This window comes from Streptomyces sp. NPDC002265 (assembly GCF_040296125.1).
Lineage (GTDB): Bacteria > Actinomycetota > Actinomycetes > Streptomycetales > Streptomycetaceae > Streptomyces.
This window is the reverse complement of record NZ_JBEOWS010000022.1, coordinates 14,524-30,062: the sequence shown is the minus strand read 5'-3', so window position 1 is coordinate 30,062 and position 15,539 is coordinate 14,524. Positions and strand designations below refer to the sequence as shown.

General features: G+C 70.9%; 13 protein-coding genes and 1 tRNA gene. 1 reads left to right on the top strand and 13 read right to left on the bottom strand.

The features are described 5' to 3' along the window. Window positions 1-52: 52 nt before the first annotated feature. The 12 genes from ABT085_RS06540 to ABT085_RS06485 all read right to left on the bottom strand — a co-directional run bounded on the left by ABT085_RS06540 (window position 53) and on the right by ABT085_RS06485 (window position 14,600). Window positions 53-700, bottom strand: a complete 648-nt coding sequence (locus tag ABT085_RS06540; protein ID WP_351602816.1) for an L-threonylcarbamoyladenylate synthase — start codon at window positions 698-700, stop codon at window positions 53-55. 53 nt (window positions 701-753) lie between these two features. Beyond that, a complete protein-coding gene (gene prmC, locus ABT085_RS06535; protein WP_351602814.1) occupies window positions 754-1,599 on the bottom strand; it encodes a peptide chain release factor N(5)-glutamine methyltransferase in 846 nt (281 codons plus the stop codon). A 48-nt stretch (window positions 1,600-1,647) separates the two neighbouring features. Further along, window positions 1,648-2,724: a peptide chain release factor 1 gene (gene prfA / locus ABT085_RS06530; RefSeq protein ID WP_152892834.1), complete on the bottom strand. Its 1,077-nt coding sequence runs from the start codon at window positions 2,722-2,724 to the stop codon at window positions 1,648-1,650. Between the two features lie 108 nt (window positions 2,725-2,832). Further along, complete coding sequence (gene rpmE, locus ABT085_RS06525; RefSeq protein WP_003997877.1) at window positions 2,833-3,057, bottom strand: 50S ribosomal protein L31; 225 nt, start codon at window positions 3,055-3,057, stop codon at window positions 2,833-2,835. 148 nt (window positions 3,058-3,205) lie between these two features. Continuing rightward, window positions 3,206-4,312: an LCP family protein gene (locus tag ABT085_RS06520; RefSeq protein WP_351602811.1), complete on the bottom strand. Its 1,107-nt coding sequence runs from the start codon at window positions 4,310-4,312 to the stop codon at window positions 3,206-3,208. A gap of 615 nt (window positions 4,313-4,927) precedes the next feature. Then, window positions 4,928-6,949 carry a transcription termination factor Rho gene (gene rho / locus ABT085_RS06515; RefSeq protein ID WP_351602809.1) on the bottom strand — a complete coding sequence of 674 codons (2,022 nt, stop codon included), beginning with the start codon at window positions 6,947-6,949 and terminating at the stop codon, window positions 4,928-4,930. 411 nt (window positions 6,950-7,360) lie between these two features. After that, window positions 7,361-8,278: a homoserine kinase gene (gene thrB, locus ABT085_RS06510; protein ID WP_351602807.1), complete on the bottom strand. Its 918-nt coding sequence runs from the start codon at window positions 8,276-8,278 to the stop codon at window positions 7,361-7,363. Window positions 8,279-8,775: 497 nt separating this feature from the next. Beyond that, window positions 8,776-9,834: a threonine synthase gene (gene thrC, locus ABT085_RS06505; RefSeq protein WP_351602805.1), complete on the bottom strand. Its 1,059-nt coding sequence runs from the start codon at window positions 9,832-9,834 to the stop codon at window positions 8,776-8,778. A 6-nt stretch (window positions 9,835-9,840) separates the two neighbouring features. Beyond that, window positions 9,841-11,133 (bottom strand): homoserine dehydrogenase, encoded by a 1,293-nt coding sequence (locus ABT085_RS06500; protein WP_351602803.1) that lies wholly within the window; start codon window positions 11,131-11,133, stop codon window positions 9,841-9,843. A gap of 291 nt (window positions 11,134-11,424) precedes the next feature. After that, the gene (gene lysA, locus ABT085_RS06495) at window positions 11,425-12,816 is read right to left on the bottom strand and encodes a diaminopimelate decarboxylase (RefSeq protein ID WP_351602801.1); all 1,392 of its coding nucleotides are present in this window, start codon (window positions 12,814-12,816) and stop codon (window positions 11,425-11,427) included. A gap of 45 nt (window positions 12,817-12,861) precedes the next feature. Then, window positions 12,862-13,848, bottom strand: a complete 987-nt coding sequence (gene nrtL / locus ABT085_RS06490; RefSeq protein WP_351602799.1) for an ArgS-related anticodon-binding protein NrtL — start codon at window positions 13,846-13,848, stop codon at window positions 12,862-12,864. A gap of 242 nt (window positions 13,849-14,090) precedes the next feature. Beyond that, entirely contained in the window at window positions 14,091-14,600 is a 510-nt protein-coding gene (locus tag ABT085_RS06485) for a response regulator (protein WP_502982661.1), read from the bottom strand. Window positions 14,601-14,729: 129 nt separating this feature from the next. Here ABT085_RS06485 and ABT085_RS06480 point away from each other — a divergent pair. Further along, window positions 14,730-14,801: transfer RNA gene (locus ABT085_RS06480), tRNA-Arg, on the top strand. Between the two features lie 236 nt (window positions 14,802-15,037). Here ABT085_RS06480 and ABT085_RS06475 read toward each other — a convergent pair. Next, window positions 15,038-15,433, bottom strand: coding sequence for a hypothetical protein (locus tag ABT085_RS06475; protein WP_351602795.1), 396 nt, complete (start codon window positions 15,431-15,433; stop codon window positions 15,038-15,040). Window positions 15,434-15,539: the final 106 nt, after the last annotated feature.

Below are 15,539 nucleotides of genomic sequence, written 5' to 3'. Positions count from 1 at the left end.
GGGGGTGCCCCCTGCGCGCGGGCGGCCGGGAGCTCGGGGCCGAGGGGGGCCGTCAATTCGCCACCTCGAGGTCGGGTACGACCTTGCGCAGCTCCTCCGCGGAGATCGCGCCGGCCCGCAGCAGCAGCGGCACCTCACGGGTGACGTCGACGATCGAGGACGGCACGTTGCCGGGGGTCGGGCCGCCGTCCAGGTAGACGGAGACGGAGTCGCCCAGCATCTCCTGGGCGGCGTCGCAGGTCTCGGGGGACGGGTGTCCGGTCAGGTTCGCGGAGGAGACCGCCATCGGGCCGACCTCGGTCAGCAGCTCGATGGCGACCGGGTGCAGCGGCATGCGCACGGCGACGGTGCCACGGGTGTCCCCCAGGTCCCACTGGAGCGACGGCTGGTGCCTGGCGACGAGCGTCAGCGCGCCCGGCCAGAAGGCGTCCACCAGCTCCCAGGCCAGCTCGGAGAAGTCCGTGACGAGGCCGTGCAGGGTGTTCGGGGAGCCGATGAGGACGGGCGTGGGCATGGAGCGGCCCCGGCCCTTGGCGTCGAGGAGGTCGGCGACGGCCGCCGAGGAGAACGCGTCGGCCCCGATGCCGTACACCGTGTCCGTCGGCAGCACCACGAGTTCGCCCCGGCGGACGGCGGACGCGGCCTCGCGCAGACCGGTCACTCGGTCGGTCGCGTCGTTGGTGTCGTAACGCCGTGCCATCTAGCGGGCCTCCTCGTACACGTACTGCTGGGCTGAAGTCTGGGACGCGCCGGTCACGGCATCGCCTTGCGGGCGGTCGCGAACCGAGGGCGGTTGTTGAGGTCGGGGTGGTCGGCCGCGTCGGCCCAGCCCTTCTCCTCGGTGAAGATCCACGGCACCTGGCCGCCCTGGGTGTCGGCGTGCTCGACGACGACGACACCGCCGGGGCGCAGCAGCCGGTGCGCGGTGCGCTCCAGGCCGCGGATGAGTTCGAGTCCGTCCTCGCCCGAGAACAGGGCGAGCTCGGGATCGTAGTCCCGCGCCTCGGGAGCGACGTACTCCCATTCCGTCAGCGGGATGTACGGCGGGTTGGAGATGACCAGGTCGACCTGGCCGTCGAGGTCGTGGAAGGCGTTCAGGGCGTCTCCCTGGCGCAGATCGACCCTGGACCCCTCCATGTTCTTGCGGGTCCACCGCAGCGCGTCCTCGGACAGCTCCACGGCGTGCACGCGCGAGCGCGGCACCTCCTGGGCGAGCGCGAGCGCGATGGCGCCCGAGCCGGTGCACAGGTCGACGATCAGCGGCTCGACCACGTCCATGGCGCGCACGGCGTCTATGGCCCAGCCGACCACGGACTCCGTCTCCGGACGCGGCACGAAGACCCCGGGGCCGACCTGGAGCTCCAGGTAGCGGAAGAAGGCACGGCCGGTGATGTGCTGGAGCGGCTCGCGCTGCTCACGGCGCGCGATGACCTCCCAGTAGCGGGCGTCGAAGTCCGCGTCCTTCACGGAGTGCAGCGCGCCCCGCTTCACGCCGTGCACGAACGCGGCGAGCTCCTCCGCGTCGTTGCGCGGCGAGGGCACGCCGGCGTCGGCCAGCCGCTGGGTGGCCTGGGCCACCTCTGCGAGCAGCAGGTTCACGCAAGTCCTCCGTGTCGTACTCGTCCTCGTACGTGGGTACGTCCGCCCTTACGCGGCCGCGAGCTTGGCGGCCGAGTCCGCGTCGACGCAGGCCTGGATCACCGCGTCGAGTTCGCCGTCCAGGACCTGGTCCAGGTTGTACGCCTTGAAGCCGACGCGGTGGTCCGAGAGCCGGTTCTCCGGGAAGTTGTACGTACGGATCTTCTCGGAGCGGTCGACGGTGCGGACCTGGCTGCGGCGGGCGTCGGCGGCCTCCCGCTCCGCTTCCTCCTGAGCCGCCGCAAGCAGCCTGGAGCGCAGGATACGCATCGCCTGCTCCTTGTTCTGCAACTGGCTCTTCTCGTTCTGGCAGGAGGCGACGACTCCGGTGGGCAGGTGCGTGATGCGCACCGCGGAGTCGGTGGTGTTGACGGACTGGCCGCCGGGGCCGGACGAGCGGTAGACGTCGATGCGCAGGTCGTTCGGGTTGATCTCCACGTCGACCTCCTCGGCCTCCGGGGTGACCAGCACGCCCGCCGCCGAGGTGTGGATGCGGCCCGCGGACTCGGTGGCCGGCACCCGCTGCACGCGGTGCACGCCGCCCTCGTACTTCAGCCGGGCCCAGACGCCCTGGCCGGGCTCGGTGGCGCCCTGGCCGCCCTTGGTCTTCACCGCGACCTGGACGTCCTTGTAGCCGCCCAGCTCGGACTCGGTGGCGTCGATGATCTCGGTCTTCCAGCCGATGCGCTCGGCGTAGCGCAGGTACATGCGCAGCAGGTCGCCCGCGAACAGCGCGGACTCGTCGCCGCCCGCGCCCGCCTTGATCTCCAGGATGACGTCCTTGTCGTCGCTGGGGTCGCGCGGGACGAGGAGCAGCCGCAGCTTCTCCGTCAGCTCTTCGCGCTGCTTCTCCAGCTCCTTGACCTCGGCGGCGAAGTCCGGGTCGTCGGCGGCCAGTTCGCGCGCGGTCTCGATGTCGTCGCCGGTCTGCTTCCAGGAGCGGAAGGTGCCGACGATCGGGGTGAGCTCGGCGTAGCGCTTGTTCAGCTTGCGCGCGTTCGCCTGGTCGGCGTGGACCGACGGGTCGGCGAGCTTCGTCTCCAGGTCGGCGTGCTCACCGACGAGTTCCTCGACGGCCTCGAACATCTTGGGCTCCTGTACTGCGTTGCGAAGGGGAAGACGGGCGACCAAAAACGCCGGTCCCGGGCGCACCCCGGTGAAGGGCGCGACCGTGGACCGGCGAAATGGGGCTCGCTACTTCTTGGAGCCGGCAGCAGCCTTGCCGAAGCGGGCCTCGAAGCGGGCCACACGGCCACCGGTGTCGAGGATCTTCTGCTTGCCCGTGTAGAACGGGTGGCACTCGGAGCAGACCTCGGCCCGGATGGCTCCGGACGTGATGGTGCTACGGGTGGTGAACGACGCGCCACAGGTGCAGCTGACCTGCGTCTCGACGTACTCGGGGTGGATGTCGCGCTTCAAGGTGTCTCCTAGTTTCGGGAGGGCGCCGGGTCGCCGCCGCGGGATGCGGGAGCGTGAACCGGAGCCGACGTACCAGTCTGCCAGGACTGGCCGCATCCCCCAAAACCGAGAGGCGGGCGCATCTATTCCCCGCGCCCCCGCGAGCGGCTCAGGGCGAGGCCACGACCCCCTTGGCGGCACCGCTCGCGGTGCCCTGCGTGGCGGCCTTCGGCACGGCCCGGTCGGCCTTCAGGGCGTCCCAGACCAGTTTCGCCTTCGCGTCGGCGACGACGACGCGGTTGGGGTCGGCGGGGTCGTACCGCACCGGGAGGGTGACCATGGTCATATGGGACGGACTGATCCGCTTCAGCCCGTTCGTGAAGTCGAGCAGGGAGTTCACCGAGCCCAGCTCCGAGTCGGTGGTGACGGCCTTGGTCGCGGTGTCGGCGAGGTCGACCAGCTCGGTGGGGCTGGTGAAGAGGCCGATGTTCCTGACCTGGGTGACCAGGGCCTTGATGAACGCCTGCTGGAGCTGGATCCGGCCGAGGTCGGAGCCGTCGCCGACGCCGTGCCGGGTGCGCACCAGGGCGAGCGCCTGCCGGCCGGTGAGCCGGTGGGTGCCGGCCTTCAGGTCCAGGTGGCTCTGGTGGTCGCTGATGTTCCGGGTGGTGGTGACCTCGACGCCGCCGAGTTCGTCGACGAGCCGCTGGAAGCCGCTGAAGTCGACCTCCAGGTAGTGGTCCATGCGCATCCCGCTGAGGGCCTCGACCGTCTTCACCGCGCAGGCGGCGCCGCCGGTGGTGTACGCGGAGTTGAACATCACCCCGGTCGCGGCCCGGTGCGTGGCGCCGTGGGCGTCCGTGCACGCGGGGCGGTCGACGAGGGTGTCGCGCGGGATGGAGACCACGCTGGCCTTCTTGTGGCCCTTGTAGACGTGCACGACCATCGCCGTGTCGGAGCGGGCGCTGCCGTCGTCGGTGCCGCCGCCGAGCTTCTTGTTGGCGCCGGAACGGGTGTCCGAGCCCAGGACCAGGATGTTCTCGGAGCCGTTGTCGGCCTTGGCGGGCCGGTCGGTGCCCAGCAGCTGGTTGATGTCGATCGACTTGAGGTTGTCGTTGAGCCTGAGGAACAGATAACCGCCGCCCGCACCGCCGAGCGCGACGATGCCGGCCACCGTCCAGGCCATGATCATCAGGCTCCTGCCACGGCTGCGGCGGGGGCCGCTGGAACCGGGTTCGCCGGGTATGGCGGACTCCGGCGTCTTGTCGGCAGACATGTGCTCCTCGACTCTCCGCGTCGCTCGACCGGGGGAAACCCCTGTCGCTTTATCGTCACTCCATCCGCTCAGACGGGTGAACTCGAGCGGGAGGTTGCATGACGTGCCGTGTTCCCCCGATGCCCGCCCGTACACCGCGCGCCGCCGCCGAACCGGGCCGTACGGCGCTCACCTGCGGCTTCCGCCGGCGGGCCGTCCCGGCTCCACCACGACCCCGCGGGAGCCCGCTGTGGCGAAGCTCTCGCCGCACAACCCGGCAGCGACGGCAACACGACGGCGCGGGGCACGGCGGGGCCGGGAGGGGCGCGGAAGGGCCACGGAAGGGGCACGGGAGGGGTCGTACGGGCGCTACGGGGCCGGTCGTACGGCCGGCAGCGTGAGGCTCTGAGAGAGGGGCTCCGGGCGCGAGGGCCGGGCGCGAGGGCCGGGCGCGAGGGCCGGGCGCGAGGGCCGGGCGTGAGGGCCGGGCGTGAGGGCCGGGCGTGAGGGCCGGGCGTGAGGCTCGTGCACCGGCGCCCGGGCCCGAGGCCCGGGGAGTAGGGCCCCGGACGGCCCGAAGGGCCGCTCCCCGGTCGGGGAGCGGCCCTTCGTGTGTCACTGCCTGTCGGTACGACCTCAGTCGTTGTTGCCCGGCATCGGGGTCGTCTTCTGGATCTGGAGCAGGAACTCGGCGTTCGACTTCGTCTGCCGCATCTTGTCCAGAAGCAGTTCGATCGCCTGCTGCTGGTCGAGCGCGTGCAGCACCCGGCGCAGCTTCCAGACGATGGCCAGCTCGTCGCTGCCGAGCAGGATCTCTTCCTTGCGGGTACCGGACGCGTCGACGTCCACCGCGGGGAAGATGCGCTTGTCGGCGAGCTTGCGGTCGAGCTTGAGCTCGGCGTTGCCGGTGCCCTTGAACTCCTCGAAGATGACCTCGTCCATGCGCGAGCCGGTGTCGACCAGCGCGGTGGCCAGGATCGTCAGCGAACCGCCGTCCTCGATGTTGCGCGCGGCACCGAAGAAGCGCTTCGGCGGGTAGAGCGCGGTCGAGTCGACACCACCGGACAGGATGCGGCCGGAGGCCGGGGCGGCGAGGTTGTACGCACGGCCCAGACGCGTGATCGAGTCGAGCAGGACGACGACGTCGTGGCCCAGCTCCACCAGACGCTTGGCGCGCTCGATGGCGAGCTCGGCGACCGTGGTGTGGTCCTCGGCCGGACGGTCGAAGGTCGAGGAGATGACCTCGCCCTTGACCGACCGCTGCATGTCGGTGACCTCTTCCGGACGCTCGTCGACCAGGACGACCATCAGGTGGCACTCGGGGTTGTTGTGCGTGATCGCGTTGGCGATCGCCTGCATGATCATGGTCTTGCCGGTCTTCGGCGGGGCCACGATCAGACCGCGCTGGCCCTTACCGATCGGCGCGACGAGGTCGATGATACGAGTCGTCAGCACACCGGGGTCGGTCTCCAGACGGAGCCGGTCCTGCGGGTACAGCGGCGTCAGCTTGTTGAACTCCGGTCGCCCGCGCCCGGAGTCGGGGGCCATGCCGTTGGTGGAGTCCAGACGCACCAGCGCGTTGAACTTCTCGCGGCGCTCGCCGTCCTTGGGCTGACGGACCGCACCGGTGACGTGGTCGCCCTTGCGCAGACCGTTCTTGCGGACCTGGGCGAGGGACACGTACACGTCGTTGGGACCCGGCAGGTAGCCCGACGTACGGATGAAGGCGTAGTTGTCGAGGATGTCCAGGATGCCGGCGACCGGGATCAGGACGTCGTCGTCGGCGAGTTGCGGCTCTGCGGTGCCGATCTCGTCGCGGCCGCGACGGCCACGGCGGTCGCGGTAACGGCCGCGACGGCCACGGCGTCCGCCGTCGAAGTCGTCGTCGTCCTGAGGGCCGTTGTCGCGCTGCGGGCCGTTGTCACGCTGACGGTCCTGACGGTCCTGGCGCTCCTGACGGTCCTGGCGACCGCCGCCCTGCTGCTGGCCCTGCTGACGCTGCGGCTGGCCGCCCTGCTGGTCGTCCTTGCCCCGGCGGTCGCGGTCGCGGCCGCGCTCTCGGCGGTCGCGGCGGCGGCCCTCGGCGCCGTCACCGGCGTCGCCCTGCGACTGCGCGGAGGCGTCGGACCTGGGCTCGCCCTTGGCCTCGGCGGCGATCGTCTCGGTGCCGCCCGTCGCCGGGCTGCCCGCGTCGGCGGTGGCACGCCGACGGCGGCGCTCCGCTGCGGTGTCGTCGGCCGCGGGCTGGCCGGGGATCTCGATCTGCTGCTGGGCCACGGCCTTCTCGGCCTGGTCCGCGGAAGTCTCGGCCTTCTTCTCGGCGGGGGCGTCGTCGCCCGTGCGCGCCTTCGAGGTGGCCCGGCGCTTCGGCTTGGTCTCGGTGGCGGACTCGGCGGACTTCGCCGGAGCGGCCTGAGAGGTACCCCCAGCCTGCGCCTCCTTGATGACCTCGATCAGCTGGCTCTTGCGCATACGCGCGGTGCCCCTGATGCCGAGGCCGGATGCGACCTGCTGCAGCTCTGCCAGCACCATGCCCTCGAGGCCGGTACCGCGGCGCCGCCGGGAGCCGGCACCGGCGGCAGGCGCGGAGGCGTCCGTGGCGGGCGCGGCAGCGGTCTCCTCGACACGTGCGCCCATCAGATCGGTGGTGTCGCTCACGAAGGGTCCTTCCCTGGAGCGGACGTCGGCCTGTCTGGCTCGGCGACCGGTTGTGCTGTCCGGCAGTGGTCCCGTCTGTGTGGACCGTGCCGGGGCGGTGGTCCGCCAAAACGGCGGAAGAGGAATTTCTGGTGATGGCGCTTCCAGGAAGCCGTGGCACGGACTGTCTGTGTCACGCGGCGTGGTCGCACCGATTCCGGAGCGTGCCCTGTGATCCGCTCAGCACCCGTGTACGGCGTACTGCCCAGATACGACGTACGGAACGCAGTGCGGCTTGGGGAGCTCCCGGAAGAATGTTGGTCCCGGACGGGGACACGAAGCACCTCGCCATGGTGGGGTCGGGTGCAGACTTGAGGTTAACACTACCGGATCCAACAAACATTCCCCCTCTCGAAATCCGGCAACCGTGTCTCAGGGCGCAAGCGGCAGCACGCTCGCTCCCTGGAGATCAAGGCTCAGCCGGTTCGCAGCCCAGCCGGTACCGGCCAGCCGCTCGACCTTGTCGGCGGTACCCGCGTCGGCCAGTGCCATGACGGTGGGTCCGGCGCCGGAGATGACGGCCGGAATGCCGTCCGCGCGCAGTCGTTCCACCAGTGCGGCGCTCTCCGGCATGGCGGGTGCGCGGTACTCCTGGTGGAGACGGTCCTCGGTGGCGGGCAGCAGCAGCTCGGGGCGCCGGGTGAGGGCCTCGACGAGCAGGGCGGCACGGCCCGCGTTGGTGGCGGCGTCGACGTGCGGGACGGTGCGCGGGAGCAGACCGCGCGCGGTCGCCGTCAGTACCGGCTTCCCGGGGACGAAAACCACCGGAACGACTGAATCGGCGGGCTTCATACGGATCGCCCGCGCGGATCCCGACTCCATCCAGGAGAGCGTGAACCCGCCGAGCAGACAGGCCGCGACGTTGTCGGGGTGCCCCTCGATCTCGGTGGCGAGTTCGAGCAGCGCGGCGTCGTCCAACTTCGCCTCGCCGCCTATGGTCACGGCCCGCGCGGCCACGATGCCGGCGCAGATGGCGGCCGAGGAGGAGCCCAGGCCGCGGCCGTGCGGGATGCGGTTGGCGCACACGATCTCCAGACCGCGCGGCTGCCCGCCCAACAGGTCGAACGCGGTACGCAGAGACCGTACGAGAAGGTGGCTCTCGTCACGCGGGAGGGTCTCGCTGCCCTCACCCGCGATGTCGATGTGCAGCCCGGAGTCGGCCACCCGGACGACGACGTCGTCGTAGAGCCCCAGCGCGAGGCCGAGGGCGTCGAAGCCCGGCCCGAGATTGGCGCTGGTGGCGGGGACGCGCACCCGGACGGCGGCGGCGCGGAACGCTGGACCGGCCATCGCTCGATGAACTCCTTGAGCTGCGGGACTGTCGAATGACATTCGATGCGAACAATGCGATACGTACGTGAGGACCCTCGGGCCGAGTGGGCGGCGCGACGCCGTGCCGGATGCGGAGGCATATGCGGCGGGCGGGTTCACTACAGCCTATCGAAGGAAGGTTCTGCCGCGACATAGGGCGCACAGGAGGCGCACGATGCGTGTCGCAAGCCCCCTGTGCACCCCCGATGGGGTTGTCCCCCGTCGAGCCGCCCCGAGGCGGACGGACCGGCCCGATCCCGTCACCGGGCGCCCCGGTTGCGCCGGGGCCGACCGACTCCTGGCCGGCCGACCCGAGGCGATGGAACCAGCCGATCCGAGGCTGCCGAACCGGCCACTTCGAGGCGGTGGAACCAGCTGGATCCGGCCACTATCCGACAGCCGTCGACAGCCGGTTGCCGACCGCCCGACCGTGCCGGGACCGGTCCGGTTTCCACCGGGCCGGTCCGGTACCTCCGTCAGGCCAGTCCGAGGCGCTCGGCCGCCGTCGCCGCGTCCACCGGGACGGTGACCGGCTGCGGGGCACCCGCGACGGCCCAGTCCGGGTCCTTGAGACCGTTCCCGGTGACCGTGCACACGATGGTCTGCCCCGGGTCGACCTTGCCCTGCTCGGCGGCCTTCAGCAGACCGGCCACCGACGCGGCGGACGCGGGCTCCACGAAGACACCCTCCTGCGCGGCCAACAGCCGGTAGGCGCGCAGGATCTCACGGTCCGTCACCTCGTCGATGACACCACCGGACTCGTCCCGCGCGGCCAGCGCGAACTGCCAGGACGCGGGGTTGCCGATACGGATCGCGGTCGCGATGGTCGACGGGTCCTTGACGACCTCGCCGCGCACGATCGGAGCGGAACCGGAGGCCTGGAACCCCCACATCCGGGGAGTCCGCGCGGCGATGCCGTCGGCCGCGTACTCGGTGTACCCCTTCCAGTACGCGGTGATGTTGCCCGCGTTGCCCACCGGCAGGACGTGGATGTCGGGGGCGTCGCCCAGCATGTCCACGATCTCGAAGGCGGCGGTCTTCTGCCCCTCGATACGCACCGGGTTGACCGAATTGACCAGCGCCACCGGGTAGTTGTCGCTCAGCGACCGGGCCAGGGTGAGGCAGTCGTCGAAGTTGCCGTCGACCTGGAGGATCTTCGCGCCATGGACGAGGGCCTGGCCCATCTTGCCGAGCGCGATCTTCCCCTGCGGGACGAGGACGGCCGACACCATCCCGGCCCGCACCGCGTACGCGGCCGCCGACGCGGACGTGTTGCCGGTGGAGGCGCAGATGACGGCCTTCGCCCCCTCCTCCTTGGCCTTGCTGATGGCCATGGTCATACCGCGGTCCTTGAAGGACCCGGTGGGGTTCGCGCCCTCCACCTTGAGGTGGACCTCGCAGCCCGTGCGCTCGGAGAGCACCTGCGCGGGCACGAGCGGCGTGCCGCCCTCACGGAGCGTCACGACCGGCGTGGTGTCGGAAACCGGCAGCCGGTCCCGGTACTCCTCGATGATTCCGCGCCACTGGTGGGTCATTGCTCGTTACTCTCCTTCAACCCGCATGATGCTGGCGACACCCCGCACGGTGTCGAGCTTGCGCAGCGCCTCGACGGTCCCGCTCAGGGACGCGTCGGACGCGCGGTGGGTGACGACGACGAGGGAGGCCTCGCCGTCCTTTCCCTGCTGCCGAACGGTGTCGATCGACACCCCGTGCTCGGCGAACACGGTCGCCACCTGGGCGAGAACACCCGGCTTGTCGGCCACATCGAGGCTGATGTGGTAGCGCGTGACGACATCGCCCATGGGCGACACGGGCAGCGCGGCGTACGCCGACTCGCCGGGACCGGTGGCGCCGTTGAGCCGGTTGCGGCAGACGGCGACGAGGTCGCCGAGCACAGCGGAGGCGGTGGGCGAACCGCCGGCGCCGGGGCCGTAGAACATGAGCTGTCCCGCGGCGTCGGACTCGACGAACACGGCGTTGTAGGCGCCGCGTACGGAGGCCAGCGGGTGGCTCAGCGGAATCATCGCCGGATGCACGCGCGCGGTGACGGACCCGCCGTCGGCCGCGCGCTCGCAGATGGCGAGCAGCTTGATGGTGCAGCCGATCCGCTTGGCGGCGGCGAAGTCGGCGGCGGTGACCTCGGTCATGCCCTCGCGGTAGACGTCGTCGAGGCGCACGCGCGTGTGGAAGGCGATCCCGGCGAGGATGGCGGCCTTGGCGGCGGCGTCGAAGCCCTCGACGTCGGCGGTCGGGTCGGCTTCGGCGTAACCGAGGGCGGTGGCCTCGTCGAGGGCCTCCTGGTAGCCCGCCCCCGTGGAGTCCATCTTGTCGAGGATGAAGTTGGTGGTGCCGTTGACGATGCCGAGCACGCGGTTGACCTTGTCGCCGGCGAGGGACTCGCGCAGCGGCCTGATCAGCGGGATGGCGCCGGCGACGGCCGCCTCGTAGTAGAGGTCCTCGCCGTTGTCCTCGGCCGCCGCGTGCAGCGCGGCGCCGTCCTGGGCGAGCAGGGCCTTGTTGGCGGAGACCACGGACGCGCCGTGCTCGAAGGCCGTCACGATGAGGCTCCGGGCGGGCTCGATGCCGCCGATGACCTCGACCACCACGTCGATGTCGCCGCGTTTGACGAGCGCGGTGGCGTCGGTGGTGACCAGGGCGGGGTCGATGCCCTCCCGGACCCTGGACGGCCGCCGCACGGCCACACCGGCGAGTTCCACGGGCGCACCGATGCGTGCGGCGAGGTCGTCGGCGTGCGTCGTCATGATGCGCGCCACCTCTGAGCCGACCACTCCACAGCCCAGCAGCGCCACCTTCAGCGGACGCGTACGCATCATCCGACCTCGTTTCCTCATACCTCTACGGTTCGACCAGTCTCACTCACCGAACGGGACTTTCTTCCTCCAGTCCGGATCGTGAGACATCCATTTCATTTCTGTGGGGGCGGAGACCGGAGATCTTCCACCGTCCCACCGTCCCGGCTTCCCGCCTCCCGGGAACGGGCCCACCCGGATTCTTCCGGAGGCGGGCCCGACCGGCTTCCGGTTTCCCGGATCCCCGTGTCCCGGCGTGTACGGGAGTCCCGGCGTCCGGGGGTCCGGAGGCCGGGGGTCCGAGCCGTCCGGTGCTCAGCCGACGTCGAGACGCAGCAGGTCCTCCTCCGTCTCGCGGCGCACGATGAGCCGGGCCTCGCCGTCGCGCACGGCGACGACCGGCGGACGGGTCACGTGGTTGTAGTTGCTGGCCATGGACCGGCAGTACGCGCCCGTGGCGGGCACGGCGATGAGGTCGCCCGGCGCCAGGTCGGCCGGCAGGAACGCGTCCCTGACCACGATGTCCCCGCTCTCGCAGTGCTTGCCGACGACCCGGGCGAGCATCGGCTCGACGTCACTGGACCTGGATACCAGGGCGACGCTGTACTCGGCGTCGTACAGCGCGGTGCGGATGTTGTCGGACATGCCGCCGTCGACCGACACGTACGTACGCAGCCCGTCCAGCGGCTTGATGGTGCCGACCTCGTACAGCGTGAAGGCGGTCGGGCCGACGACGGCGCGTCCGGGCTCGACCGAGATGCGCGGGGTGCGCAGCTTCGCGGCTTCACACTCACGGGTGACGATCTCCGTCAGCGCCTTGGCGATCTCGTGCGGCTCCCGGGGGTCGTCGTCGCTGGTGTACGCGATGCCGAGACCACCGCCGAGGTCGATCTCCGGCAGTTCGACACCGTGCTCGTCCCGCACGCTCCGCAGCAGCGACACGACCCGGTGGGCGGCGACCTCGAACCCGGACATGTCGAAGATCTGGGACCCGATGTGGCTGTGGATGCCGATGAGCTCCAGCCCGTCGAGCTGAAGGGCCCGGCGCACGGCCTCCGCGGCCTGCCCGCCGGCCAGCGGGATGCCGAACTTCTGGTCCTCGTGCGCGGTGGCGATGAACTCGTGGGTGTGCGCCTCCACGCCGACGGTGATACGGATCTGCACCCGCTGCCGCTTCCCGAGCGACTGGGCGATGTGGGCGACCCGGACGATCTCCTGGAAGGAGTCGAGCACGATCCGGCCGACCCCGGCGGTCACGGCCCGCTCGATCTCCTCGGCCGACTTGTTGTTCCCGTGGAAGGCGATCCGCTCCGCGGGCATCCCCGCGGACAGCGCGGTCGTGAGCTCACCGCCGGAGCACACGTCGAGGTTGAGCCCCTCCTCGTGCAGCCACCGCACCACCGCGCGGGACAGGAAGGCCTTGCCGGCGTAGAAGACGTCGGCGTCCGGGCCGAACGCGGTCCGCCAGGCGCGGGCGCGGGCGCGGAAGTCGGCCTCGTCCATGACGTAGGCCGGGGTGCCGAACTCCTCGGCGAGCTGCTTGACGTCGACACCGCCGACGGTCGCGACGCCGTGCTCGTCACGGGTGACGGTCTGCGCCCAGACCTTGGGGTCGAGGGCGTTGAGGTCGGCGGGCGGGGCGGAGTAGTGCCCCTCGGGAAGGACGTCGGCGTGGCGGGGCCCGGCGGGGTGTGCGGAACGGCTCATGGCTGGAGGACTCTCTCTGGCTCTCCGGGGCGCTCTCGGGCGCCCTCAGAGGTGGTCGGGTGCGTCGATGCCGAGCAGGGACAGGCCACCGGCCAGCACCGTCCCGGCGGCTTCGGCGAGAGCGAGCCGGGCACGGTGGGCGGCCGAGGGTTTCTCGTCGCCGACGGGCAGGACGGCGGGCAGGAACGGGAGCGTGGCGTCGGCGAGGGCGAGGAGATGACGGGTGAGACGCGAGGGCCCGCCGCCTTGCTCCACCGCTGCTGCCGCGAGAACACGGGGATGATCGGCCAGCGCGGCGAGGACCACGGGGTGGGCCTCCGTGCCGCCGACCGGGCCGGGCTCGGGGCCGAAGCCCAGATCGGCGGCGTTGCGCAGCAGGGCCCGGGTGCGGGCGTGGGCGTACCGGACCCGGAAGAGCGGGTTGCTCTCCCGCTGGACCAGGTGGTCGGCACCGATCCGGGGCCGGTCGTGCGGCGCGGGGTGCAGCAGGGCCCAGCGGGCGGCGTCGCGGCCGAGCGGGGCGGGGTCCTCCGGGGCCGGCACGGGCCGCAGACCGGCGGGCTCGCCGTGCTCGACCTCGGCCCGCCCGCCCTGGGAGCCGACGATCCGTACGAGCGCGTCGGCGACGGCCTCGGCACGGACCTCGTAAGGAATACGAAGACGGACGACCCGGCCCGTGAGAGCGTCGGAGTGCCCGTACCGCGTCCCTTCCCGCAGGATCCGCCGTACGAGCGCGACGGAGGCCGCGTCCCGGTCGAGACTGATGTTGAGGAACCCGGGCCCGGTGATGTCGACGGCGGTGACACCGGCCGAACGGGCGAGGTAGGGCTGGAGCACCTCGGCGACCCGCCGGGGCGGGCACCCGGCCGGGCGGGCCAGCTGGAGAGCGATGTTGGTGGCGTAGTCACCGCAGCCACCGGGACCGGGCACGGTCACCAGGGCCTTCTCGGGCACGGCCACCGTCAGCCGCCCGTCGTCGACAGCGCTGCACACCGCGCGCAGCACGGTACGGGAGAGCTCGACGGGGGTCACGGGACAAGCCTAGGGGAGGAGGGGGGTGGAAATGCGAGCCGATTAGGACGACAGTCCGAGATGTGGACGGCCAGCCCGAAATCAGAAAAGTACGGGGTAACCAGCGACGGCTACACAACCGAAAAAGCCCGACACCCCACCGGCCAGCCTCGCAGCCCCCGCCGATCAGGCCCTCTGCCGAGAGGCCGCCGATCACCCCTCCGTCGAGGGTCAGCCCTCTGTCGGCAGTCAGTCGCCGACGGTCAGCCGCCGGCCCGCTCGGCCGCTTCTCCGAGGCTGAGCACACCCCGCAGAGAGCCGTGCTCCCCGCTCTCGACGACCCTGCTGCCCCCGCCCTCGATCAGCTCCCGCACGAGCCGAACCAGTTCGGCGGGCTCGAACGGCTTGGCGAGGAAGGCGTCCACGCCGACATCGAGCCCGGCCTCGACCTCGAACTGCGTACAGGCGCTGACGATGGCAAGAGGAAGGCCACGCGTCCGGGGATCGGCCCGCAACCGGGCGGCGGTCCTGAGCCCGTCCAGCCGGGGCATCACGACATCGAGGGTGACCACGTCGGGCCGCACCTGATGAACGACTTCCAGACACTCGGCACCATCGGCCGCGGTCACGACCTCGAGACCCTCCAGCTCGAGATTGACCCTGATCAGCTGCCGGATGACCTTGTTGTCGTCCACAACAAGCACCCGGCCCGAAGTGCCTGGCACAACTCGAGAGTAGGTCCGGACCGGCCACCGCGTCCGGCTTTTCCCCACTTCCACCCGCCCGGGTCACCACCCCTCGGGCCCGACCCCGACACCACCCGACAAAACCCGTTCATGACCACCCAGGCCGAGCTGGTAGTGTTCTACCCGTCGCCGCGAGCAACACCTCACGACGAACACGCCCCCGTAGCTCAGGGGATAGAGCAACGGCCTCCGGAGCCGTGTGCGCAGGTTCGAATCCTGCCGGGGGCACTTCGCATGAAGTGCCCAAAGACCCCGTCACCAGCGGAAACGCTGAGGATGGGGTCTTCGTGTTTGTGCAGGCGTATGCGGCCCAGAGCGGGCGTATGTCGGGGTCTGTGGACGAGACGTGGACGGGATCTTGAGGCATCACGCCAGGTGGGCCCCGCAAAGTCGCGGCGACAGAGGTGACCGGCCGACTGGTCTCGACAGCGTGATCTACCGCCGCCGAAACGAAGTGAACGGACTCAGAGGTCAGTCGCATCCGGGTAGTGACGACGAAGCTCGCTGAGCACGCGCTCGTCGACGGCCCTGACGTCCCACCACGAGCTGTCTGCTTCGGTCAGGACGACCACCAGCTCGTCCCCGGCGAACCCACGCGCTTCGGCGTCGACCAGCTGAAGGAACGGGGTCGTCAGTGACAACAGCGTCAACGTGTCCATGCCGACGCCGGCGGACCGTCGCTCAATCTCCAAACAGCGCGGATCCACGATCTCGTCGCACTCGACGCGCCACGTCAGGTCCAGGCCGAAGCTGCCGAGGCGGACCAGCATCTCGGCCAGAGTCACGTAGTGCTTTCCGTACCAGGCAGGGAACGTGATCCCCTTCATCCCTGCCTCTGCTTCGGCCGTATCGCGCGACAAGCGACCTCCTTCGTTGAGCACCAAACACTAGGCCACGGTCCTGACCAGCCGGCTCACTCGACCCATCGGGCAGGCCCTAGGCGGAGGCGCTCCCAGTAGCGGAGCG